Source organism: Streptomyces rubiginosohelvolus (assembly GCF_014649875.1).
GTDB classification, from domain to species: domain Bacteria; phylum Actinomycetota; class Actinomycetes; order Streptomycetales; family Streptomycetaceae; genus Streptomyces; species Streptomyces rubiginosohelvolus.
In genome coordinates this window covers 82,797-105,645 of sequence record NZ_BMTW01000018.1, presented here as the reverse complement: position 1 = coordinate 105,645, position 22,849 = coordinate 82,797, and the positions used below count along the sequence as shown (strand labels likewise).

Genomic DNA, 22,849 nt, shown 5'->3' with positions numbered 1-22,849 from the left:
GTGGGGCCGGGGCGGACGGCGTTACAGCGGCGCGTCGCTCCCCAGGGCCTCGATCAGGGCGCCCGGGGTGGGGTGGTCGAACAGCAGGGTGGTGGGCATGGACCGCCCGGTGGCGCGGGTCAGCACCGTGCGCAGAGTGACGGCCATCCGGGAGTCCAGGCCGAGCGCGTTGAAGTTCTCGTGCAGGTCGAGTTCGGTGGCCGGGGACAGCCCGAGGGTGCTCAGGGTGCTGCTGACGACCAGTTCGTAGGGGTCGCCGGACCACTGCGCGGTGGGTTCGGCGGGCAGCGGCGCGGTGGACGGCACGGTGTCGAGCCAGAACGGCTCGCGCCGGAAGGGGTAGGGCGGCAGGTCGGTGCGGCGGGCGTGCGGGCCGTGGACGGCCACCGGATCGATCGGCGCGCCGAAGACGTGGGCCGCGGCGGCGGTCCCGGCGACGCCCGCCACCTCGTCCCGGGTGGCCATCGGCGCGCTGAAGAGGGATGCGCCCAGGTCCACGGTCTCCGCCGCCATGTTGACCAGGCCCCGCCCGGGACCGATCTCGACGAAGAACCGGGCGCCGAGGTCGTACGCGGTGCGCAGCGCGGGCCCGAACCGCACGGTGGCGCGCAGGTGGTGCGGCCAGTGTCCCGGGCGGTCGATCTCTCCGGGGATCACCGGCCGGCCGGTGACGGCCGAGACGATGGTCGGGCCGGTCGGCGGATGCCAGGTGAACCCCTCGGCCAGCGCGAGCAGTTCGTCCTGGATCGGTTCCATCAGCGGGGAGTGCCCGGCGACGGCGATCCGCAGTCGGCGGGTGCGGCGGCCCAGCTGCTCGAAGTGGGCCGCCGCCGCGAGGGTGGCCTTCTCCTCGCCGGAGAGCACGAGGGACTGCGGGCTGTTGACCGCGGCGACGGAGACCGGTCCGGGCTCGGGGCCGAGCAGGTCCCGCGCCTCCTTCTCCGCGGCCTGTACGGCGATCATCGCGCCGCCGGGCGGCAGGGTGCTGATGAGCCGGCTGCGGCGCGCGACGAACAGCGCCGCGTCCTCCAGGGACAGGACGCCCGCCACGTGCGCGGCGGTGATCTCGCCCTGGGAGTGGCCGAGCAGCAGGTCCGGCGCCATGCCCCAGGACTCGAACAGCCGGTAGAGGGCGGCCTCCAGGGCGAACAGCGCGGGCTGGGCGTGATAGCGCCGGTCGGGCAGGTCGTCGCTGCCCCACAGGATGTCGGCGAGGCTCCCGCCGAGGGCCGGCTCCATCGCGGCGCTCGCCGCGTCGAAGGTGCGGGCGAACACCTCGAACTCCTGGTGGAGCCGCCGGCCCATGCCGGGCTGCTGCGCCCCCTGCCCGGGGAAGAGGTAGGCGGTGAGACCTTCGCCGCGGGTTCCCTCGACGATGCCGGGGGCGTCGGGGTGCGGGCCGTCGGCGAGCACCCGGAGCCGGGCGACCAGTTCGTCGAGGTCGCTCGCGACGACCGCGCCCCGGTGGTGCAGGAGTGCGCGGGTGGTGACGGAGGAGAGGCCGATGTCGGCCGGGGACACCGGGTCCGCCGCCGGGTCCCGGCGCGCGGGGTCGAGGGCGTCGGCGAAGGCGGCCGCGTGCCGGCGCATCGCCGGGCCGCTGCGGCCGGACACCAGGACGGGCACAGGGGTGGCGGCACCCGTCGCCGGGCTCGCGGGGACGGTGCTGGCGGGGTGTTCGCCCAGGACGACATGGCAGTTGGTGCCGCCGAGGCCGAACGAGGAGACGCCGGCGATGGACGGCTCCGAACGCCGGGGCCACGTTCCACGGACCGCGCACACCTGCAGCCGGTTCGCGTCGAGGTCGATCGCCGGGTTGGGCTCCCGGTAGTTGAGGCTGGCCGGCAGCTCGCCGTGGTGCAGGCCGAGCGCGGTCTTGATGAAGCCCGCGATGCCCGCCGCGCCCTCCAGGTGGCCGATGTTCGTCTTGACCGAGCCGACCCGCAGGGGGAAGTCCGACGGCCGCCCGGAGCCGTGCACCGCGCCGAGCGCGGACGCCTCGACAGGGTCGCCCAACGCCGTTCCCGTGCCGTGCAGTTCGACGTAGGAGACGTCTTCGGGCGCGACGCCCGCACGCCGGCAGGCGGCGGTGAGCACCGACTGCTGGGCCTCGCTGCTGGGCGCGGTGAGGCCGGTCCGACCGCCGTCGCTGTTCATGGCGCTGCCGAGCACGGTGCAGTAGATCCGGTCGCCGTCGGCGAGGGCGCGCTCCAGCGGCTTGAGGAGCAGGACGCCGGCCCCCTCGCCCCGGACGATCCCGTCGGCCCGGGAGTCGAACGTGTGGCACCGCCCCCGGGGCGAGAGGGCGCCGACCGCCTGGACGGCGTCGTCGCCCTCGGCGGCGAGGTTGAGCTGCACCCCTGCGACAAGGGCTGCCGAGCACTCCCCCGCCTCCAGCGACCGCAGCGCTTGGTGGAGGGCGCTGAGCGACGAGGACTGCCCGGTGTCGACGGTCAGACTGGGGCCGGTGAATCCGAGGAAGTGGGAGAGGCGGTTGGCCAGGAACGCCCGGCCGGTCCCGGTCATCGTGTAGGCGGTGGCGATCCCGGCGGCCCGGCCCATCAGGGAGTAGTCGTCGGCGCAGTTGCCGACGAAGACGCCGACCGGCTCCCGGGAGAGGGTGTCGGGGGCGGTCCGGGCGTCCTCCAGGGCGTGCCAGGCGAGTTCGAGGAGCAGCCGCTGCTGGGGATCCGTCGCGGCGGCCTCCGGAGCGGGCATCTGGAAGAACTCGGCGTCGAAGAGCTCGACGCCGTCGAGGTAGCCGCCGTCGCGGCGCCCGCTCCGCCGGCTCCCGGCTGGGCCGATGGCCTCGCTGCCGGAGATCAACAGCTGCCAGAACGCGTCGAGGCCGTCGGCGCCGGGGAACCGGCAGGACATGCCGACCACCGCGACAGGTGCCTGCTGCCGGGACGTGGGTCGTCGGGTCGGGTTCTGGGACACGGTCTCCTCCGGTTTCGGCGGGCGGGCGGGCGGTGCCGGCGTGCGCGCGGGCGCTTCCGGCGGCGCGAACAGCCGCTCCACGGCCGCTGCGGCCTCCCGCCGGTCGGCCTCGTCGCCCCGGCACCGGTCGGGCAGCAGCGGCAGCACGGCGCTGCGGCGGGCGACCACGGACGGCTGTCTGCGGGCGAGGACGCTGAGGCTGTTGCCCGGTCCGGCCTCGACCAGCAGACAGTCGTGGTCGGCCAGCAGACCGGTGAGTGTGGGGGCGAAATGGACGGTCGCGGCGGCCTGCCCGGCCCAGAAGTACGGGTCCACCGCGTCCTGGTCGGTGAGCAGGCCCCGGGTGTAGGCGGAGTACAGGGGCAGCTGCGGGGGCCGCAGTCCGGTGGCCCGCCAGTCCGGCAGGGAGGCCGTCACCGCCTCGGCGACCAGGGGGCTGTGGAACGCCTGCCGGGCGCGCACCTTGCGGCAGATCAGCCCCCGTTCCTCCAGTGTCCGCGCCGCCTGCGCCAGCGGGGCCTCCGCGCCGGCCAGCAGCAGCTGCCGGGGGGCGTTGACCGCCGCCAGGTGCACATCGGCGTTCAGGAGGTCGGCGACGTCGGCCTCCGAGGCCGCGACGGCGAGCATTCCGCCCGGTGGGGTGTCGGCGAACTGCCGGACGCGGTCGCGCATCAGCCGGACCCCGTCGGTGAAGTCGAGGACTCCGGCCAGGGTGGCGGCCGCGAGTTCCCCGACGCTGTGCCCGATCAGGGCCACCGGGCGCACGCCGCGCTCCAGCAGCATCCGGCCGAGCGCGTGGTTCACCGCGTACAGCAGGGGCTGGGCCACCGACACGTCGTCGTACAGGGGTGAGGGGCGCTCGGCCAGCCACTCGGACCGCAGCGCGGGTCCGGAGTCCTCGTACAGCGTGAAGGCGCGGTCCATCCAGGCGGTGAACGACTCGTCGTGGCCGTAGAGGCCCGCCGCCATCCTGGGGTGCTGGGCGCCCTGTCCGGCGAACATCAGGGCGACGGGCCGGGTGGTCGGGGGCAAGAGCGACATCCACGTACCTTTCCTGGGATTCGGCCACACCGTGCGTCCCGGCGTTCGAGCCGCGCCTGAGAACGGTTCGAACCGCGGGGGCTCCATCCGGCCTTGAGCCGGTTTTGACGTCGCCGCCACAGACTCCGGGCCCGGGGGCCGCATCCGGCTTCACCCGCCGGCGACGATCCGGCCGAGTGGTGCACGAGGGAGGATCCGGTGAGCGTCACGGACGTGTTCATGTCCGGGGTCGGGCTTCATCTGCCGCCCGCCCTGCCCGTAGCCGAGGTGGCGCGGCAGGGTCTCGCGGACGAGCGGACGATCCGGCGCAGCCGGATGCGTTCGGTCTGCGTGGGCGAGGAGTCGGGGCCCGAGATGGCGGTTCGAGCGGCCCGGGAGGCGTTGGCCTCGGCGGGAGCCGACCGGGAGGACATCGGCCTGGTCCTGCATGCCAGTACCTACTACCAGGGACACGATCTCTGGGCGCCCGCCTCCTACGTCCAGCGGGAGGCGGTGGGCGGCTCCTGCCCGGCGATGGACGTCGGGCAGCTCTCCAACGGCGGTATGGCGGCCATGGAGTTGGCGGTCGCCGCGCTGCTGTCCGGCCGGGCTCCGCACAGTGTGCTGATCACCACGGGCGACCGGTTCGCCCTGCCCGGCTTCGACCGCTGGGAGACCGACCCGGGGACGGTGTGCGGGGACGGCGGAACGGCGGCCGTCCTGTCCACGGCCGGCGGCTTCGCCCGGCTGCGCAGCCTGGTGACGGTCTCCGATCCGACGCTGGAGTCGATGGGCCGGGGCGACGACCCGTTCGGTACGGCGCCGCTGGGCGTCCGCTCCCCGGTCAGTGTGGCCGGGCACCGGGCGCGGCTGGTCGAGGAACTCGGCATGGGTGAGCTCATCGACCGCCTGCAGGTCGGGCAACGTGAGGCGTTCGAGAGGGCGTTGGCGGACGCGGACGTGAAGGCCGACGGCATCGCCTGGTTCGTGCTGCCCCATCTGGGCCGCCCGAAGATGGACTTCCAGTTCTTCGGCGCACTGGACATCGACCCCGCCCGGAGCACCTGGTCGTGGGGGTCAGGGGTGGGACACCTGGGTGCGGGCGATCCCTTCGGGGGGCTGGCCCATCTGGTGCGGACCGACGCCCTGGCCCCCGGACAGTTCTGCGCCCTCGTCAGCGCCGGCGGAGGTTTCGCCTGGTCGGTGGCGGTCCTGGAGATCGTCGGCTTCCCGCCGTCCGGGACGCCTTCCCCTTCTGCCCCTGCGACAAGGAAGTCGAGCGCATCGTCATGACAACCCGTGAAACCCCGCCCGACACCGGGCCCGGCCCGAGCGCGAACGCCGCGGGCGAGAACGCGCTGTCGGCGTTCCACGAGCAACGGCCTCAGTGGGCCCCGGCGCCTCCCGGCGGCGGCGCCGCCTCGGCCTGGCTTCCGGCGGCCGCGCCGACCCACGCACCCGTCGAGCACGCGGTGGTGGAGGTGCCGATGGACTACTCGGACCCCGCGGGCCGCAGGCTCTCGATCGCGGTGAGCCGGCTCCGGGCCAAGGACCCGGCGCGGCGTCGCGGCATCCTGCTGCTGGTCAACGGAGGCCCCGGGGGCTACTTCGGGCTCGGCCGGGGCTTTCCCGCCGCGCTGGCGCACACCGGGCTCACCGAGGTCTACGACCTGATCGGCTTCGACCCGCGCGGCACCGGGGACTCCACGCCCCTGCGCGGCGAGATCACCCCGACGGCCGCGCCGTTCGACTCGCGCCCCCCGGACTCCGCCTTCGCGGTGATCTCCGAGGACTTCCGCATCCGCGAGGAAGGCAACCTGCGGGCGGGCGGCGAGCTGCGTCCGCACGTCAGTACGCCCAACACCGCCCGGGACATGGACGTGATCCGCGCGGTGCTCGGCGAGGACCGCCTCAACTACCTGGGCTACACCTACGGCACCTACCTCGGCGCGGTCTACGGAGCGCTGTTCCCCGACCGGCTGGACCGCAGCGTCCTGGACTCCTGTGTGCATCCCGACTGGTCCTGGCGCGAGCAGGCCATGGCCCAGGGGCGCGCCAACCGGGACAACGTGGAGGCCTGGGCCGCCTGGGCCGCGCGGCGCGACGGCCACTTCGGGCTCGGGTCCTCCGGCGAGCAGGTGCTCGCCGCGGTCGAGGCGGCCGCCGCCGCGATCACCGCCACCCCGGGCGCCGTCCCGCTGCGCTCGCTGTTCGACGGGGCGATGGGGAACCGCTCGGCCGACCGCTCGAAGTGGCGGGAGCTGGCGGACCTGGTGGCCGACGTCCGGACGGGCGGCGCCGAGGCGGCCGGGAAGTGGCTCGCGAACGAGAAGGTGTGGCCGCCGAGCGAGACCGAGGGCGAGACCCGGTGCGGGGTGCTCGACGCGGTGACGGTCGAGAAGGACTGGCCGGCGGACCTGGAGGTCTACTACGAGGACATGCGCCGCTTCCGGGAGCACTTCCCGTACGGCTACGGCGTGATGCGGGCCCAGACCTGGGTGGGGGCGTTCCGGACGTTCACCCCGCCGGAGCGGCCCGTGGAACTGTCCGCCCGCGGCTACCCGGCCGGTCTTGTCGTGCACGCCGAGGGCGACCCGACCGACCACTACGAGGGCGGGGCCGCGATGGCCGCCCGGCTCGGGCACCGGCTGATCACGGTCGCCGACTCGGGCCAGCACGAGATCTACGGCTTCGTCCGCAATCCGGACGTGGACAGGCTCGTCGAGGGCTACCTCGTCGACGGCGTCCTGCCCGACGACACGTCCTGCCCGAGCACCGTGAGCCGCCCGGACGTTCCGGCGGACGGCGACACCGGCTCCATCTCCCGTGAACAGAGGAAGGAATCATGACTCGCGTGCTCGTCATCGGCGGCGGGATCGCCGGGGCCGTCTGCGCCATCGCCCTCCAGAAGGCGGGCTTCGAGCCCACGCTCTACGAGGCCTTCGACCGCACCGCCGACGGCATCGGCAACTTCGTCAACATCGGCCCGAACGGCATCGACGCGCTGGACAGCATCGGCCTGGGCCACCTGGTCCGGGACAAGGGCTTCGACACGCCCGCCATCGCGTTCTACAGCGACACCGGCCGGGCGCTGACCGGTGACGTCCCCACCGACCGGCTGGCGGACCGGGGCCAGATCATCCAGACGATCCGCCGCTCCGACCTGTACGTCGGGCTGCGGGACGAGGCGGCGCGGCGCGGGATCCCGATCGAGTTCGGCAAGCGGATCGTGGACGCGAGCTTCGAGGGCGACCGGGTGCGGGCCATCTTCGAGGACGGAACGCACGCCGAGGGCGATCTGCTGGTGGGGGCGGACGGTCTGCGCTCGCAGGTCCGCCGGATCATCGACCCCACGGCTCCCTCGCCGCGCTATCTGGGGGTGCTCAACGCCTTCGGCCGCGCCGAGGGGCTCCAGCTGGAGGGCCCGCCGGGCGTCATCCGGATGTTCTTCGGCAAGCGGAGCTTCTTCAGCTACACCAAGCACCCCGACGGCAGCCTCTGGTGGTTCGCCAACCCGCCGCGCGCCGAGGAGCCGGACCCGGAGCTGTTGCGGCTCAGGACGGCGACCTGGCGCGGGGACCTGCTGCGCCTGTTCGACGGCGACCGCACTCCGGCTGCCGCCATCATCGGGGCGACCCGGGACCTCGCACCGCCGTCGCCGACGTACGACCTGCCGCCGGTGCCCCGCTGGCACCGCGACCGGATGATCGTGATCGGGGACGCGGCGCACGCGGTGTCCCCCACGGCCGGCCAGGGCTGCGCGGTCGCCATGGAGGACGCGGTGGTGCTGGCCAAGTGCCTGCGCGACGCGCCCTCGCACCAGCAGGGATTCGTCAGCTACGAGGCGGCGAGGCGCAAGCGCGTAGAGGACATCGTCGCGCAGGGGAAGTACAACAACGAGGGCAACATCCGGCGCGGCCCGGCGGGCCGTCTGCTGCGCAACTTCTTCATCTCCAGAGCCTTCCGCGGGACCGGGGGCAAGGGTGACCCCACCTGGATGATGAGCCATCACATCGACTGGGACGCCAAGGAGATCGCACGATGACGACCGAATCCCGTTGCCCCGTCGCCCACACCCCCTTCCCCTACGCGCGCCAGGGGCCGTTCACCGCGCCCGCGCAGTATCCGGAGATGGTCGAGAAGGGTGTCACGCAGGTGACACTCGCCCAGTCGGGCCTGCGGGTCTGGACGGTGACCGGCTACGCCAACATCCGCAGTCTGCTGACGGACCCCCGGGTGAGCGCCTCGCGCCGACTGCCCGGCTTCCCCTTCTACTTCATCGCCCCGCCGGAGTTCCGCACGGAGACCTCCTTCATCGGGTACGACGCGCCGGAGCACACCCGGGCGCGCGGCAAGGTCGCCGCCGCGTTCACGTACCAGCGGGTGCAGAAGATGCGCGGGCGCATCCAGGAGATCGTCGACGAGCACATCGACCGGATGCTCGAACTGGCCCCGCCGGTCGACTTCCACCGGCTGTTCTCGCTGTCGCTGCCGACGACGGTGATCTGCGAGATGCTGGGCGTCCCGCAGGACGACCACGACTTCATCATCGAGCACAGCAACAACATGTTCGGCGGCCGCAGTACGCCCGAGCAGCGGCGGGCCGCGATCACCGAGGTCAACGCGTACGTCGAGAAGCTGGTGCGGCTCAAGACGGAGACGCCCGGCGAGGACGTCATCAGCATGGCCATCGCGGCGTACGAGGAGTCGGGCGAGGAGTACACGCAACGCGATCTGGTCAACATGGTCCGGATGCTGATGAACGGCGGTCACGAGACCACCGCGAGCATGATCTCCTTCGGCACCGCCGCCCTGCTGGAGCACCCGGAGCAGCTGGCGGAACTGCTGGCCGACCCGGAGAAGATGATCGGTCCGGCCACCGAGGAACTGCTGCGCGTCGTGACGATCGGCGACGTGGGGGTGCCCCGGGTCGCGCTGGAGGACATCGAGATCGATGGCACGGTCATCCCGGCCGGCGACGGGATCCTGTGCCTGCTGCTCACCGCCAACCGGGACCCCGAGGTCTTCCCCGACCCCGACGAGCTGATCCTGAGCCGGGGCAGCCGCAAGCAGGTCGGGTTCGGGCACGGGGCGCACCTGTGCATCGGCGCGGAACTGGCCCGGCTGGAGATGCAGATCGTCTGGACGACGCTGTTCCGCCGGATCCCTTCGCTGCGGCTGGTCAAGCCGTTGGACGAGGTGCCCCGCAAGGAGGGCGCGATCGTGTACGGCGTTCATGAGCTGCCCGTCACCTGGGACGTGTGAGGACCATGGCCGAAGAGGTGTACGGCTCCGGACTCGCGGAGATCTACGAGCTCATCTACGCCGGCCGCGGCAAGGACTACCCGGCGGAGTCCGCCGAGGTGGCCGCCCATGTGCGGGCCCGGAGGCCGGACGCGGGCACCCTGCTCGACGTGGCCTGCGGGACGGGCGGTCACATGGCCTTCCTGCGGGAGACCTTCGACGTGGTGGAGGGGCTCGAACTCTCCGAGCACATGATCGTCAAGGCCGGCGAGAGCATGCCCGGCCTTCCGGTGCACGCGGGCGACATGCGGGACTTCTCGCTGGAGCGGTCCTACGACGCGGTCATCTGCATGTTCAGCTCCATCGGGTACATGGACACCCCCGAGGAGCTGGAGGCCGCCCTGAGCGGGATGGCCCGGCACCTGACGCCCGGCGGGGTCATCGTGCTCGAACCCTGGTACTTTCCGGACGCGTTCCTCCCCGGGTACATCGCGGAGGACCTCGTGCGGTCCGACGGCCGGGTCACGGTGCGGATCTCGCACTCCACCCGCGAGGGCGACCGGGTCCCGATCGTCGTCCACTACCTGGACGCGCTGAAGGACGGCGGGATCCGGCACTTCACGGACGTGCACCGGATGCGGTTGTTCACGCGTGAGGCCTACGAGCGGGCCTTCGAGGAGGCGGGCTGCTCGGTCGAGTACATCAGGACCGACCGGTTCGGCTGCGGGCTGTTCGTCGGCGTATTGAAGTGAGCGCGCCGCGCTGAAGCGGAGGAACGACGAAGGGGGTCCGGGCCAGTCGGCCCGGACCCCCTTCGTCGTTCCTCCCGCTGATCCGCCTACCGGCCGGCCACCGGCCGGTGCTCCGCCCGGTCCGTCCACCACATGTCCCGCAGGGACTCGGCGAGGGTGGTGCGGGGCCGCCAGCCGAGCAGGTGCGCGGCGCGCTGGATGTCGGCCCGGGTCCAGGCGCCGCCGAGGCTGCGGACCTCCTGGGCCCGTTCGTCGAGGATCTCGGCCGGGTAGCCGGCGGCGGTGACGAAGAGCCGCACCAGGGTGGGCATGTCCACGGCCGTCCCGCTGCCGATGTTCACGGCCTGGCCGGTCGCCGTCGACTCGACGGCCTTCAGGACCGCTTCGGCGACATCGCGTACGTCCACGAAGTCGCGCCGCGCGTCGCCCAGGGTGACCGGCATCCGGTCTCCGGTGGCCACCGCCTCACGCAACAACGCGACGAGCTTGCCGGGAAAGCTCTCGGGCGACGGGTGGGGGCCGCTGACATTGGCGACCCGCAGCACCAGCCCGTCCGCCGCACCGGTTCTGGTGGCTGCCAGCACCGCCTGCGAACCGGCCAGTTTGCTCCGGGTGTACGGGGTCACCGGACGCGGATGGAGCGCCTCGTCCATGACGGTGCCCGCGGGGACCTCGCCGTACTCGTGCATCGTGCCGATGTGGACGAGGCGGACCCGTCCCTCCACGGTGCCCAGGGCCGCGAGGAGGCGGCGGACCAGACCGAGGTTCAGGTCCGCCAGGTCCTCGTCGGTCCTGGCCCAGCCGTCGGTGGCGTTCGCGGCGTCGGTTGCGTTGACCACGACGTCCACCCGGTGCTCGCGCAGCAGCCGGCCGATGCTCTCGGGCGAGGCGCGGGCGAGGTCGAGCTCCGCGAACTGGTGGGTGGCTACGTGGGGCCGGGGCCGACGGGCCACGGCGAGGACGTGGTGGCCGCGCCGGGCGGCCAGCTCGCAGACGTGTCTGCCGAGCCAGCCGGTACCGCCGAGGACGGCCGTCCGGAGTGCGCCGGGCGCGCCCGGCCGGGGCGTGGCCACGGCCCTAGGCCGTCCTGTACCGCAGGACGAGGTCCTCGAGGACCGGCACGACCGCGCCGGGCGAGGGCTGCCGGGCGATCTCCTCGCGTACCTCCATGGCCCGCTTGGCATGGCCGGTGTCCTCCAGCAGGGTGCGGCAGGAGTCCAGCAGGCTCTGCGGGGTCAGGTCGGCGGGCGGCAGGTGGCGCACCGCACCGAGGTCGGCCAGCCGGCCGATGGCCTCCAGGGGCTTGCCGCGGCCGGGGACGACGACCTGGGGGATGCCCTGGGCGAGACAGGCCATCATGGTGCCGGGCCCGCCGTGGTGGACCGCCGCGTCGCAGCCGGGCAGCACGGAGGTCAGCGAGATCCAGCCCGCGGCGACGACCTTGTCCGGGAGCGTGCCGAGCTTGCCGACCAGGTGGTCGGCGACCGCGACGACCAGCTCCGCGTCCAGGGACGCGAGGGCCTGGATCATCTGGCCGAGCATCGGGATGCCACCGATCTGCGGCTGGACGGACCCCAGGGTCACCAGCAGCCGGGGCCGGGTACGGGGCTCGTGGACCCAGCCGGGCACGGCACCCGGCTCACCGAAGGGGACATACCGTACGGGCTGCGCCCCGGGCGCCGGATCGCCGAGCGACGGCGGGCAGTTGTCGAGGACCAGGGCGGGCGGGGGCAGCTTGTCGAGCCCCAGGCGCTCCAGTTCCGGGGCGAGTTCCCGCTCCACCGCGTCGGCGACCGGCAGATCGCCGGGGCCGACGACGTGCTTGACCCACGGCACTCCGTGAATCCCGGCGGCGATGGCCGGGGCCGCGAAGGAGTACGAGTCGGTGATCACGAGGTCGGGCCGCCAGCGCCCGACGAGCTCGACGGTGGCGTCGACGGTCCGCGCGGCCAGCCGGCCGAAGCCGGCACCGACGCCCGCGGCCATGTCGGCGTCGTTGTCGGGGACGCGGACCGGCCGGCCCTCCCGGTCCAGGGCCATGACCTCGCCCATGTCGAGGGGGCCGTGCACCGGCGTCATGGCGAGACCGGAGCCGCTCACGGTGGATTCGAAGCTTTCGGGGACTGTCACGAGCACCTCGTGACCGGCGGCGCGCAGTGCCCAGGCAAGGGGCACGACCGGGAAGTACAGCGGGTGGGCAGGCCCTGTGGCCACGAGAATCTTCATGTTCCGGAACCTAGGAGCCCGTGCCTGATTCCCGCTCGAATCCGGCTGGTCGCGGCCGGTGCCGCGGGCCGCCGGCGTACCGTCTCAGCGGGCGAGTTCGGCATCCAGCTCCAGGCACTGTTCGTAGTCGGGCAACACCCCTAATTCCAGGGCCTGTTCGAGGCTCTGGGCCACCCGGTCGCGTTCCGAGACGACCGGTTCGATGTCCTCGGGCAGGGACAGCGCCAGGTCGGGGTCGTACACCGACAACGCCAGTTCGTTCTCCGGGGCGTAGGCCAGGGACAGGGTGTACGCCATCACCGTGTCGTCCTCCAGCGCGACGAAGGCGTGGCCCAGACCGACGGGGAAGTACACCGCCCGGAAGTCCACCGGGTCGAGGACCACGGTGGCGTGGCGGCCGAAGGTCGGCGAGCCGCGCCGCAGGTCCACGATGATGTCGAGCGCCCGGCCCCGGGGGCAGTAGACGTACTTCGCCATCCCCGGCGGGGTGCGGGTGAAGTGCACCCCGCGGACGACGCCCCGGCGGGAGCGGCTGTGGCTGATCTGCTCGACCGGGAACAGCCGGTGCCCGGTCTGCCGGACGAACGCCTCCTCCTGGAAGGGCGACACGAACGCGCCGCGCGAGTCCGCGAAGACCTGCGGGGTGAAGACGTGCGCGCCGACGACACCCAGTTCCTTGGCTTCCATGAGCCGATCCTCCCCGTTCCCCGTGAGCCGGTCGGGCGACGGTCGTGCCCGCGGAGATGCTGGGTCCGCTGTCTGGAGTGCGGGTGGGGAATCGCTGGAGGCGTCCGCCGGTAGATCGCCGGGGCGATCGCGGACAGTGGATGACCGCGATCCCGGCTATCGTCCGGGACAGTTTCCAGCCTCGCGCTCCGTCGGAAGGACACCATGGCACTGCTCACCCGCCGGAGCCTGAACAGGGCCACCTCGCAACGGCAGTTGCTGCTGGAGCGGACCGGCCTCCCGGCGTTGGAGGTGACGGAACGCCTCGTCGGACTGCAGGCACAGGATCCCGATCCGCCCTACATCGGCCTGTGGAGCAGGGTCGAGGACTTCCGCCTCGACGACCTGACCCGGCTGCTGTACGAGCGCCAGGTGGTGCGCGCGACTCTGTTCCGGGGGACCCAGCACCTGCTGAGCGCCGAGGACTACCTGTGGGTCCGGCCGCTCCTGCAGCCGATGCTGGACCGGTGGCAGAAGGGGGCCTTCGGCAAGTTCACCGCCGGGCTCGACCTGACCGAGATCGCGGCGTTCTCACGGGAGTTCATCGGTGAGGGCACGGTGACCCGGGTGGAGCTGGGCCGGGCCCTGGTGGAGCGGTGGCCCGGCACCGACAAGGTCGGCATGGCCCGGTCGGTGCAGGGGCTGCTGCCGGTGGTGCATCCGCCGCCGGACGGCACCTGGGGCAAGCGGGGGGCCACGCCCATCGCGCTCGCCGACCACTGGCTCGGCCGGAGTCCGGCCGTCGAGGAGCAGGCGGCCCGCAAGCTGGTCCTGCGCTACCTGGCCGCGTTCGGCCCGGCCACGGTGAAGGACGTCCAGGCCTGGAGCGGCATGACCCGGCTGCGCGAGGTCGTCGACGGCCTGGGATCGCAACTGGTGCTCCACCGCAACGAGGCCGGCCAGGATCTGTACGACCTCCCCGACGCCCCGCTGCCCGACCCGGACACCCCGGCGCCGGTCCGGTTCCTCGCCGCGCTCGACAACGTGGTGCTCAGTCACTTCGACCGGTCCCGGATGATGGACGAGGTGGTGCGCAAACACATCGTCGTCGAGGCGGCGGTGACCGTGGACGGCTTCGTGCAGGGACTCTGGCACATCCGGCAGGAGAAGACCGGGGCGACGCTGGTCGTCAAACTCTTCCGGCCGTTGACGGGTACCGAGGAGGAGGCCGTCATGGAGGAGGGCGGCCGTCTGCTGCGCTTCGCCGCGGACAAGGCCGAGCGCCACGACATCGAATTCCGGCCGGTGGACCCGGGCGTCTGACCGGCCCCCTGCGGGCGACCGCCGGGGGGCGGCCGCGCGGATCATCCGGTGGGGGGATCTCCCCCCACCGGATGAGTATGCCGAGGGACCGTGACCGTCGTCGTAGGCCCACCGGGGATCACGAGCACTAGAGGTCGGCGAGCTCCTTGGCGATGGCCATGACGTACTGCCCGTACCGGGAGGGGGCGAGCCGCGCGCCGAGGCTGTGGCACTCGTCGCTGGTGATGTAGCCCATGCGCAGGGCGACCTCCTCGACGCAGGCGATGCGCACGCCCTGCCGCTCCTCCAGCGTCCCTACGTACTGTCCGGCCATCAACAGTGACTCAGGGGTACCCGTGTCCAGCCAGGCGAAGCCGCGGCCGAGGTCGACCAGCCTGGCGCGCCCGCGCTCCAGGTACCAGCGGTTCACATCGGTGATCTCCAGTTCGCCGCGCGCGGACGGCCGGACGTTCTTGGCGACGTCGACGACGGAGTTGTCGTAGAAGTACAGCCCGGTGATGGCCCGGTTGGACCGCGGGTGCGTGGGTTTCTCCTCGATGGACACGAGCCGGCCGTCGGCGTCGACCTCGCCCACACCGTAGCGCTCGGGATCGTTCACCGGATAGCCGAACAGGACGCATCCGGACACGTCCCGGCTGTTTTCCGTGAGTACAGAATAGAAACTGTGCCCGTGAAAGATGTTGTCGCCCAGAATCAGGGCGACCGAGCTGTCGCCGATATGGTCGGCGCCGATCACGAATGCTTCCGCGAGTCCGTTGGCCTCGGCCTGTTCGGCGTATTCGATCTGAAGCCCGAGATGTGAACCGTCGCCCAGCAGCCGCCGGAACTGCGGGAGATCGTCGGGGGTCGAGATGACCAGGATCTCCCGGATGCCGGCCAGCATCAGAATGCTCAGCGGGTAGTAGATCATCGGTTTGTCGCCGACCGGCAGCAGCTGCTTGGAAACGGCGATGGTCACGGGCCGGAGTCTGGTTCCGGATCCGCCCGCAAGAATGATCCCCTTCACCGGGTGACACCTCTCGATCTCTGGTTGAACAACACCGCAGGGCGCTCAGCGCACCATGGATCATTCGAGCAGGTCTCGATGTACGCTCGAATCCGGAGGCCTTCTCGAATGAGCGGAGACGGCACCCCGTCAAGTTCCTGTCGAGCAACTTTCGAGGACCCGCACCTACGGTCACCGACATGACTTCATGCCGTATCTGCCAAGGCGTGGTGCAGGAGTTCTTCGACTTCGGCCGACAGCCTCTCTCCGACGCCTTCCGCAGGCCCGAGGACAGTTCGGAGGAATTCTTCTACCGGCTCGCCGTGGGCGTATGCGAACAGTGCACCATGGTTCAGCTGATGGAAGAAGTTCCCCGCGAACGGATGTTCCGCGCGGACTACCCGTACCACTCCTCGATGTCCTCGGTCATGCGGGAACACTTCACCCGCACCGCCCACCAGCTGCTCGCGGCGGGCGGGCAGGGTGAGGACCCCTTCGTGGTGGAGATCGGCTGCAACGACGGGGTCATGCTCAAGACCGTCGCCGAACAGGGCGTCCGGCACCTGGGCGTGGACCCGTCCCGGGACGTGGCCGAGCTGGCCGCCGGCAAGGGCGTCCGTGTGCAGATCGACTTCTTCCAGGAGTCGACGGCCACCGCCATCCGCGCGACCGACGGACCCGCCGACGTGATCTACGCGGCGAACACCATCTGCCACATCCCCTACCTGGACTCGGTGTTCCGCGGGGTCGACGCCCTGCTGGCCCCCGACGGCATCTTCGTGTTCGAGGACCCCTACCTCGGGGACATCGTCGAGCGCACCAGCTTCGACCAGATCTACGACGAGCACTTCTACCTGTTCTCGGCCTCGTCCGTACGGGCCACCGCGCGCAGGTTCGGCTTCGAACTCGTCGACGTCGAGCGCCTCCCGGTGCACGGCGGCGAGGTGCGGTACACCATCGGCCGCGAGGGGCGTCGGGAGCCCGCGGCGGCCGTCGACGCGCTGATCGCCGAGGAGCGCAAGCGCCAGATCGTCGACATCACGATACTGGAGAACTTCGCGGTCGAGGTGAAGCGGAACTGCGAGGCGCTCACCACCCTGCTGGCCCAGTTGCACGAGCAGGGCCACACGGTCGCCGCGTACGGCGCGACGGCGAAGAGCGCCACCGTCGCCAACTACTGCGACATCGGCCCGGACCTCGTTCCGGCGGTGTTCGACTCGACGGCGGCCAAGCAGGGCCGGCTCACACCCGGGACGCACATCCCGGTCCGGCCGATGGAGGAGTTCTCCGCTCCGTACCCCGACTACGCGCTGCTCTTCGCGTGGAACCACGCGGACGAGATCATCGCCAAGGAGCAGGAGTTCCGCGCCCGGGGCGGGAAATGGATCGTGTACGTCCCCGAGGTGAAGATCATCTGACCGGACGGCCGACGGCCACCGCACGTCCGTGCGCGCCCTCCCCCACCACAGGGGGACGGCGCGCACGGACGCGCGAGCCGACCGCGCGGTGCGGCACGCGGACGGCGGTCGGTCAGGCGCGGATCACGGGTTCGGGGGCCGTTCGAGCGGTGTCCTTCCGCGGGGCGGGCCTGCTCCAGCGCCGCATCGCCGGACGCTCGACGCTCACGTACAGCAGCCAGGCGAGCAGCATGCTGACAGCGATCACGAGAGCGCTCTCATAGAGGGCACGCGAAAGCGTCGACTGGCGCATCCAGCCATCGGGTTTGGACATGCCGAGCGGCCCGTAGCCCAGGACGAACCAGTGCACCATGTAGAGGGCGAAGGAGATCTCCCCCAAGAAGACCATGGTCCGGCTCTTCAGGAGTGTGCGCCGGCCGTCCGCGTCGGCGGTGGCCGCGGCGGCGATGACCAGGGCGAGGAAGAACGCGATCCCGGACGACTGGCTGAACGTCTCCGGCAGCGTCTTGACGATGACGAGGTAGCTCGCCAGCGCCAGCACGACGGCGGGCAGCAGGCCCAGGCGGATCCACCGGCCGCTCAGGACGATCTGCGCGACCAGCATGCCGAGAACGAACTCCAGCGCACGGACGACCGGGAAGTAGTAGACGAACCACTCCTCCCACCACGGGATCGAGCTGGCCAGGGAGTCGGTCATGGTCGGGGTGTCCGGGAACAGCCAGGCCACGAACGGCATCACGCAGATCGCGACGGCGACCACACCGGTCCACAGCCAGAGCCTCTGCGCCCGGACCCGGCGCACCAGCAGGAGCAGAGCCGGGAAGCAGAGGTAGAACAGGAGCTCACAGGCCAGTGTCCAACTGGCACCGCTGGAGGCGAAGTTGAGGACGACCTCCTGGGAGGGTATCCAGCTCTGCACGAGGAACAGGGTGGGCAGGGTGTTGGCCGCCGTGACCGGGTTCCCGTAGACGAGCATGAGGACGGTGACGACGGCCAGGGTGACGAGGTGGTTGGGGTAGATCTTCACCAGCCGACGACGCCAGAACAGCCGTTTGGTGTCGGTGGGCCGGGCCACCCAGGTCAGCACGAAGCCGCTCAGGACGAAGAAGAACACCACCCCGGTCGGCCCGGCCGGGTAGATGTAGTCCCCGACGGAGGCGACCCACGGCTCCTGTACCCGGGGCACGACCACGATGGTGATGTGGCAGATCAGCACCATGAAGGCGGCGACGAACCGCATTCCGGTCAGGGAGGGGAGCCGCGCCGGGAAGGCGTCGGAGGATGGGCGGGTGGATGAGGGTGTGGCGGCGCGCCCGCGTGGTGACGGCGCTCCGGCATCGTTGTCGGGACGTTGGTTGTGTGGTTGCAAGGGGCCCTTCATGGTGACCAACATGGGCCGGTCGGCTTGAGGACTCCTCGGAAACCGCCTCACCACGTCCCGCTCGCGGGCGCGCCCGCCTCAGAGCGGTCGCTCGAAGCCCTCCCAGTACGGTTCGCGCAGTCGCCGCTTGTAGAGCTTGCCGTTGGGGTCGCGGGGCATCGCGGTGATGAAGTCGAGGGAGCGGGGCCGTTTGTACCCGGCGAGCCGGGTCTCGCAGTGGGCGAGGATCTCGGCGGCGAGTTCGTCCGACGGCGCGTGGCCCTCGGCCGGTTCGACGACCGCCTTGACCTCTTCGCCCCGGTCGGCGTGCGGGATGCCGAAGGCGGCGGCGTCCGCGACGGCGGGGTGGGTGAGCAGGGCCGACTCGATCTCGGCGGGGTAGATGTTGACGCCCCCGGCGATGATCATGTCGATCTTGCGGTCGCGGAGGAAGAGGTAGCCGTCCGCGTCCAGGACGCCGAGGTCGCCGACGGTGAAGAAGTCGCCGATGCGGTTCTTGCGGGTCTTGGTCTCGTCCTTGTGGTAGCTGAAGCCGCCGGTGCTCATCTTCATGTAGACGGTGCCCAGTTCGCCCGCCGGGAGCCGGTTGCCGTCGTCGTCGAAGACGGCCAGCTCGCTGATCGGCCAGGCCTTGCCGACGGTACCGGGCTTCTTCAGCCAGTCCTCGGCGGTGGCGAACGCCCCGCCGCCCTCGCTCGCCGCGTAGTACTCCTCGACGCAGCTCCCCCACCAGTCGATCATGGCGCGTTTGACGTGGTCGGGGCAGGGTGCGGCCCCGTGGATGGCGTGCCGCATCGAGGAGACGTCGTAGCGGGCCTTCACCTCCTCGGGCAGGGCGAGCAGCCGGTGGAACTGGGTGGGGACCATATGGGTGTGGGTGCACCGGTGGGCGTCGATGAGGCGGAGCATCTCCTCGGGCGCCCAGCCGTCCATCAGGACCAGCGGGTGCCCGATGTGCAGGGCGGCGCCCGCGAATTGGAGCACGGCGGTGTGGTAGAGCGGCGAGCAGACGAGGTGGACGTTGTCGTCGAACGGCCGGATGCCGAAGATGCCGAGGAACCCGCCGAGGTAGGTCTCCTCGGGGCGTTTGCCGGGCAGCGGCCGGCGGATGCCGCGCGGGCGGCCGGTGGTGCCCGAGGTGTAGTTCATGACCCAGCCCAGGGTGCGGCCCTCGGGCGGGCCGTCGGAGTGGCCGTCGAGGAGGTCGGCGTACGGGCGGCTGCCGGGGACCGCGCCGACGCCGTAGCGGTGGCTCGTGGGCAGTTCCGCTTGGTCGGCGGCGGCCGTCGCGGCGTCGGCGAAGCGTTCGTGGGCGATCAGGACGCGGGCGCCGGAGTCGGCGACGATCCAGGCGATCTCGGGGCCGACGAGGTGGTGGTTGACGGGCACGAGGTAGAAGCCGGCCTGCGAGGCGGCGAGGTAGGCGGTGAGGAGTTCGACGCCGTTGGGCAGCACGACGGCGAACGCGTCGCCCTCGCGCAGTCCCGCCGCGCGCAGCCCGTGGACCATGCGGTTGACGTCGGCGTGCAGTCGGCCCGCGCTCCACTCCTCGCCGTCGGGGGCGATCAGGACGGTACGGTCGGGGTCGGCTGCGGCCTGGGCCCAGAAGCCGTTGGGCGGCTGGTTCACGTGGCGCTCCTTCCGGCGATGCGGTTGAGGCGGGTGACGGCCCGTTCGAAACCGCGGGTGAGGTCGTCGACGACGGCCTGGACGCTGCGTTCGCTGGTCATCCGGCCGACGATCTGCCCCACGGGTGTGCCGAGCAGCTCGCCGACCTCGTACTTCTGGATCCGGGAGACGGCCTCGGCGACCAGCAGCCCCTGGAGCGGCATGGGCAGGGTTCCGGGCCCCGCCGGGTCGTCCCAGGCGTCCGTCCACGCGGTACGGAGCTGGCGTGCGGGCTTGCCCGTCAGGGCGCGGGAGCGGACGGTGTCCCCGGAACCCGCGGCGAGCAGTTTGGCGGTGAGGGCCTCGGAGTGCAGGTCGGCCTCCTCGGTGGTGAGCCACAGGGAGCCGAGCCAGACGCCCTGGGCGCCGAGGGCGAGTCCGGCGGCGACCTGTTCGCCGCTGCCGATGCCTCCGGCGGCGAGTACGGGCAGCGGGGCGACGGCCTCGACGACTTCGGGGACCAGCACCATGGAGCCGATCTCGCCGGTGTGGCCGCCCGCCTCGTACCCCTGGGCGACGACGACGTCGATGCCCGCCTCCGCGTGGCGCCGGGCGTGCCGGGCGCTGCCGGCCAGGGCGGCGACGAGGACGCCGTGGTCGTGGGCGCGGGCGATGACGTCGGCGGGCGGCGAGCCGAGGGCGTTGGCCAGGAGCTTGATCGGGTAGTCGAAGGCGACGTCGAGCTGGCCCCGGGCGACCTCCTCCATCCAGCCGGTGATACGCCAGCCGGACGCCTCCCCCTCGGCCAGCTCGGGCACGCCGTGACGGGCCAGGAGTTCCCGGACGAAGCCGCGGTGCTCCTCGGGGATCATCGCCTCGACGTCCGCCTCGGTGACGCCCTCGACCTTCTTGGCGGGCATGACGACGTCGAGGCCGTAGGGCTTGCCGTCGGCGTGCTCGTGCAGGCGGTCGAGGTCGCGTGCGAGGTCGTCGGGGGCGGTGTAGCGGACGGCTCCGAGCACGCCGAAGCCACCGGCTCTGGTGATGGCCGCGGCGACTTCGGGGAACGGCGTGAAGCCGAAGATGGCGTGCTCGATCCCCAGTTGGCGGCTCAGTTCCGTCTCCATGGGCGGCAGGATGCCGCAGCGGTGCGGCCGAGGGAAGAGCTTTTCTGATGCAGTGTCAGATTCTTTGCGGGCCGGGACCCGTCCGGAAACGTGGAGGTGACAGTAACCTCTGCGGCGGCAGGAACTTTCATTGCTCGGCGAGATTTCGGAAGTTACTTTCGCGCGGGCTCCGGCATACGGGTGCGGCCCGGTGACCGGACGTCAGGCGCGGGAAGGAGTCGCGGATGACCGGGGACACGCAGGGGAACGGGCGGACCTCCGAGGACACGCCACGCACCGCCGGGAGCGGCATCGCCCGGCGGCGGCTGGGCGGCGGGATACTGGCGCTGGGCGGGGCGCTCGCGCTCACGCCGATTCCCCTCGCGGGCGCGGCCGCCCGGAGCGATTCCGGCACGGACGGGCCGGGCGGTGCGGCGGACACGGGAGCGGGCATGGAGTCAGGGGCACACCGGCCCACGCTGCGGCGCGGCAGCGCGGCCCGCGCCGGGCTGCTCCAGGAGCCGCTGGACCAGCTCGTCCGAGACGCCGAGGCCTACCTCGCGGACTCCCCCGAGCACCCCTGGTACGCGGGTGCGGTGCTGCTCGCGGGGCGCGGCGGCACGGTGGCGCTGCACCGGCCGATCGGCAAGGCAGTGCGCTATTCCGCGTACGACGAGAAGACCGACACCGGAGTGGAGTTCCCGGCGGACCGGCAGATCGCGATGGCCGAGGACACCGTCTTCGACCTGGCCTCGATCTCCAAGCTGTTCACCTCGCTCCTGGCGGTCCAGCAGATCGAGCGCGGAAGGCTGGAGCTGGAGGCGACGGTCGCCTCGTACCTCCCGGACTTCGCGGGCGGCGGCAAGCAGGACATCACGGTCCGTCAACTTCTGACGCACACCTCGGGTTTCCGGTCATGGATCCCGCTGTACAAGGAGCCGACCCGGGAGGGCAAGCTCCGCATGCTGTGGGACGAGGTCCCGGCGAGCACCCCGGGCAGCGCCTACCTCTACTCCGACCTCAACCTGATCTCGCTGCAGCTGATCCTGGAGCACCTCACCGGCCGCCCGCTGGACGTCCTGCTCCGCGAGGAGATCACCGCCCCGCTCGGGATGCACCGCACCCGCTACAACCCGCCCGCCTCCTGGAAGCCGAAGATCGCGGCGACCGAGGATGCCCGGCTGCCCTGGTCCGGTCTGGAGCGCGGTCTCGTCTGGGGCGAGGTGCACGACGAGAACGCCTTCGGCTTCGGCGGGGTGGCGGGGCACGCCGGGGTGTTCTCCTGCGCCTGGGACCTCGCGGTGCTCGCCCGGACGCTCCTCAACGGCGGGGTGTACGGCCGCTCCCGCATCCTGTCCGAGGAGTCGGTGGACCTGCTGTTCACCGACTTCAACACCGCGTTCCCGGGCGACGAGCACGGCCTGGGCTTCGAGCTCTACCAGCACTGGTACATGGGCGCGATGGCGACCCCGCGCAGTGCGGGGCACACCGGATTCACCGGGACCAGCCTCGTACTCGACCCGACGACCGACACCTTCCTCATCGTGCTGGGCAACTCCGTCCACCCCGTACGGAGTTGGCGCTCGGGCAGCGCGCCCCGGGTGGCGACCGCGAATCAGCTGGCCCGGGCCGTTCCGGTCCGGCCCGAGCGGGGGCGGACGGCCTGGTTCTCCGGGATGGCGAGCGCCTCCACGGCCACCCTCACGCTGCCCGCCCTGCGCCTGGACTCCGCACGGGCCCGGCTGGAGTGCGCGCTGTGGTGGGACACCGAACCGGCCTCCGACGGGCTCTTCCTGGAAGCGTCGGCGGGCGGGGAGGAGTGGCAGCCGGTGCCGTTCACCACCGTACGCCCGGGCCCCGGCCACCGCCCGGACCCGCTGCCGCACCCGGCGGGCTCGGTGACCGGCTGGTCGGGGCGGGTGTGGCACCGGCTGGAGGCGGACCTGTCGGCCTGGCGCGGCGCGAGCCTCCGGCTGCGGTGGCGGTACACCACGGACCAGCTGTACGTGGGGCGCGGCGCGTATGTGGACGCCCTGCGGGTCCGGGACGGGGGCCGCACGGTCTTCGACTCCGAGCGGCCCCGGGACGCGGGGCGGATCGGGGCGGCGGGCTGGGTGCGGTCGGCCGACTGAGCGGCGGGGCGGGGCGCCGCGCGTGGTGTGCCGGCGCCCGCCCGACGC

The 22,849-nt window shown here is 72.0% G+C and carries 16 protein-coding genes; 8 read left to right on the top strand and 8 right to left on the bottom strand.

What is annotated here, in order from left to right:
• Nucleotides 1–21 precede the first annotated feature (21 nt).
• On the bottom strand, nucleotides 22–3,981 hold the full coding sequence (locus IE134_RS29700; protein ID WP_189432239.1) for a type I polyketide synthase: 3,960 nt from the start codon (nucleotides 3,979–3,981) through the stop codon (nucleotides 22–24).
• Nucleotides 3,982–4,179: 198 nt separating this feature from the next.
• Between IE134_RS29700 and IE134_RS29695 the strand changes: the two genes are divergently transcribed.
• Genes IE134_RS29695 through IE134_RS29675 form a run of 5 tightly spaced genes read left to right on the top strand, consistent with a single transcriptional unit; the run spans nucleotide 4,180 to nucleotide 9,956 of the window.
• Nucleotides 4,180–5,253, top strand: coding sequence for a ketoacyl-ACP synthase III family protein (locus IE134_RS29695; RefSeq protein WP_050513823.1), 1,074 nt, complete (start codon nucleotides 4,180–4,182; stop codon nucleotides 5,251–5,253).
• Entirely contained in the window at nucleotides 5,250–6,809 is a 1,560-nt protein-coding gene (locus tag IE134_RS29690; RefSeq protein ID WP_078614524.1) for an alpha/beta fold hydrolase, read from the top strand. Before IE134_RS29695 ends, IE134_RS29690 begins: the two co-directional genes overlap by 4 nt.
• Nucleotides 6,806–8,005, top strand: coding sequence for an FAD-dependent oxidoreductase (locus IE134_RS29685; protein WP_098017034.1), 1,200 nt, complete (start codon nucleotides 6,806–6,808; stop codon nucleotides 8,003–8,005). The genes IE134_RS29690 and IE134_RS29685 overlap by 4 nt, the downstream gene beginning before the upstream one ends.
• A complete protein-coding gene (locus IE134_RS29680) occupies nucleotides 8,002–9,225 on the top strand; it encodes a cytochrome P450 (RefSeq protein ID WP_097885694.1) in 1,224 nt (407 codons plus the stop codon). Before IE134_RS29685 ends, IE134_RS29680 begins: the two co-directional genes overlap by 4 nt.
• Before the next feature lie 5 nt (nucleotides 9,226–9,230).
• Nucleotides 9,231–9,956: a class I SAM-dependent methyltransferase gene (locus IE134_RS29675; RefSeq protein WP_030720955.1), complete on the top strand. Its 726-nt coding sequence runs from the start codon at nucleotides 9,231–9,233 to the stop codon at nucleotides 9,954–9,956.
• 86 nt (nucleotides 9,957–10,042) lie between these two features.
• On the opposite strand, the gene IE134_RS29670 is transcribed toward IE134_RS29675, so the two are convergent.
• The 3 genes from IE134_RS29670 to IE134_RS29660 form a co-directional block, all read right to left on the bottom strand.
• Nucleotides 10,043–11,029: an NAD-dependent epimerase/dehydratase family protein gene (locus IE134_RS29670; RefSeq protein ID WP_050513824.1), complete on the bottom strand. Its 987-nt coding sequence runs from the start codon at nucleotides 11,027–11,029 to the stop codon at nucleotides 10,043–10,045.
• 4 nt (nucleotides 11,030–11,033) lie between these two features.
• Entirely contained in the window at nucleotides 11,034–12,182 is a 1,149-nt protein-coding gene (locus tag IE134_RS29665; RefSeq protein WP_050513825.1) for a nucleotide disphospho-sugar-binding domain-containing protein, read from the bottom strand.
• A gap of 84 nt (nucleotides 12,183–12,266) precedes the next feature.
• Nucleotides 12,267–12,869, bottom strand: a complete 603-nt coding sequence (locus tag IE134_RS29660) for a dTDP-4-dehydrorhamnose 3,5-epimerase family protein (protein ID WP_189432237.1) — start codon at nucleotides 12,867–12,869, stop codon at nucleotides 12,267–12,269.
• 204 nt (nucleotides 12,870–13,073) lie between these two features.
• On the opposite strand from IE134_RS29660, the gene IE134_RS29655 reads away from it, so the two are divergent.
• Nucleotides 13,074–14,171, top strand: a complete 1,098-nt coding sequence (locus IE134_RS29655; protein WP_030720967.1) for a winged helix DNA-binding domain-containing protein — start codon at nucleotides 13,074–13,076, stop codon at nucleotides 14,169–14,171.
• 127 nt (nucleotides 14,172–14,298) lie between these two features.
• On the opposite strand, the gene rfbA is transcribed toward IE134_RS29655, so the two are convergent.
• Nucleotides 14,299–15,177 carry a glucose-1-phosphate thymidylyltransferase RfbA gene (rfbA, locus tag IE134_RS29650; protein ID WP_030720971.1) on the bottom strand — a complete coding sequence of 293 codons (879 nt, stop codon included), beginning with the start codon at nucleotides 15,175–15,177 and terminating at the stop codon, nucleotides 14,299–14,301.
• 179 nt (nucleotides 15,178–15,356) lie between these two features.
• Between rfbA and IE134_RS29645 the strand changes: the two genes are divergently transcribed.
• Nucleotides 15,357–16,574, top strand: coding sequence for a class I SAM-dependent methyltransferase (locus IE134_RS29645; protein WP_030720974.1), 1,218 nt, complete (start codon nucleotides 15,357–15,359; stop codon nucleotides 16,572–16,574).
• A 112-nt stretch (nucleotides 16,575–16,686) separates the two neighbouring features.
• On the opposite strand, the gene IE134_RS29640 is transcribed toward IE134_RS29645, so the two are convergent.
• The 3 genes from IE134_RS29640 to IE134_RS29630 all read right to left on the bottom strand — a co-directional run bounded on the left by IE134_RS29640 (nucleotide 16,687) and on the right by IE134_RS29630 (nucleotide 20,690).
• Nucleotides 16,687–17,814 carry an acyltransferase family protein gene (locus tag IE134_RS29640; protein ID WP_032769462.1) on the bottom strand — a complete coding sequence of 376 codons (1,128 nt, stop codon included), beginning with the start codon at nucleotides 17,812–17,814 and terminating at the stop codon, nucleotides 16,687–16,689.
• 219 nt (nucleotides 17,815–18,033) lie between these two features.
• A complete protein-coding gene (locus IE134_RS29635; RefSeq protein WP_098017036.1) occupies nucleotides 18,034–19,584 on the bottom strand; it encodes an acyl-CoA synthetase in 1,551 nt (516 codons plus the stop codon).
• Nucleotides 19,581–20,690, bottom strand: coding sequence for an NAD(P)H-dependent flavin oxidoreductase (locus IE134_RS29630; RefSeq protein ID WP_030720981.1), 1,110 nt, complete (start codon nucleotides 20,688–20,690; stop codon nucleotides 19,581–19,583). Before IE134_RS29630 ends, IE134_RS29635 begins: the two co-directional genes overlap by 4 nt.
• A gap of 224 nt (nucleotides 20,691–20,914) precedes the next feature.
• On the opposite strand from IE134_RS29630, the gene IE134_RS29625 reads away from it, so the two are divergent.
• Nucleotides 20,915–22,801 (top strand): serine hydrolase domain-containing protein, encoded by a 1,887-nt coding sequence (locus IE134_RS29625; protein WP_098896018.1) that lies wholly within the window; start codon nucleotides 20,915–20,917, stop codon nucleotides 22,799–22,801.
• Nucleotides 22,802–22,849: the final 48 nt, after the last annotated feature.

Excerpts from the sequence above, each read along its gene's own strand:
- IE134_RS29645 (WP_030720974.1), top strand. The coding sequence starts at position 15,357 with ATGACTTCATGCCGTATCTGCCAAGGCGTGGTGCAGGAGTTCTTCGAC.
- IE134_RS29665 (WP_050513825.1), bottom strand. The coding sequence starts at position 12,182 with ATGAAGATTCTCGTGGCCACAGGGCCTGCCCACCCGCTGTACTTCCCG.
- IE134_RS29690 (WP_078614524.1), top strand. The coding sequence starts at position 5,250 with ATGACAACCCGTGAAACCCCGCCCGACACCGGGCCCGGCCCGAGCGCG.
- IE134_RS29675 (WP_030720955.1), top strand. The coding sequence starts at position 9,231 with ATGGCCGAAGAGGTGTACGGCTCCGGACTCGCGGAGATCTACGAGCTC.
- IE134_RS29680 (WP_097885694.1), top strand. The coding sequence starts at position 8,002 with ATGACGACCGAATCCCGTTGCCCCGTCGCCCACACCCCCTTCCCCTAC.
- IE134_RS29685 (WP_098017034.1), top strand. The coding sequence starts at position 6,806 with ATGACTCGCGTGCTCGTCATCGGCGGCGGGATCGCCGGGGCCGTCTGC.
- IE134_RS29640 (WP_032769462.1), bottom strand. The coding sequence starts at position 17,814 with ATGCGGTTCGTCGCCGCCTTCATGGTGCTGATCTGCCACATCACCATC.
- IE134_RS29660 (WP_189432237.1), bottom strand. The coding sequence starts at position 12,869 with ATGGAAGCCAAGGAACTGGGTGTCGTCGGCGCGCACGTCTTCACCCCG.
- IE134_RS29700 (WP_189432239.1), bottom strand. The coding sequence starts at position 3,981 with ATGTCGCTCTTGCCCCCGACCACCCGGCCCGTCGCCCTGATGTTCGCC.
- IE134_RS29630 (WP_030720981.1), bottom strand. The coding sequence starts at position 20,690 with ATGGAGACGGAACTGAGCCGCCAACTGGGGATCGAGCACGCCATCTTC.
- IE134_RS29625 (WP_098896018.1), top strand. The coding sequence starts at position 20,915 with ATGACCGGGGACACGCAGGGGAACGGGCGGACCTCCGAGGACACGCCA.
- IE134_RS29655 (WP_030720967.1), top strand. The coding sequence starts at position 13,074 with ATGGCACTGCTCACCCGCCGGAGCCTGAACAGGGCCACCTCGCAACGG.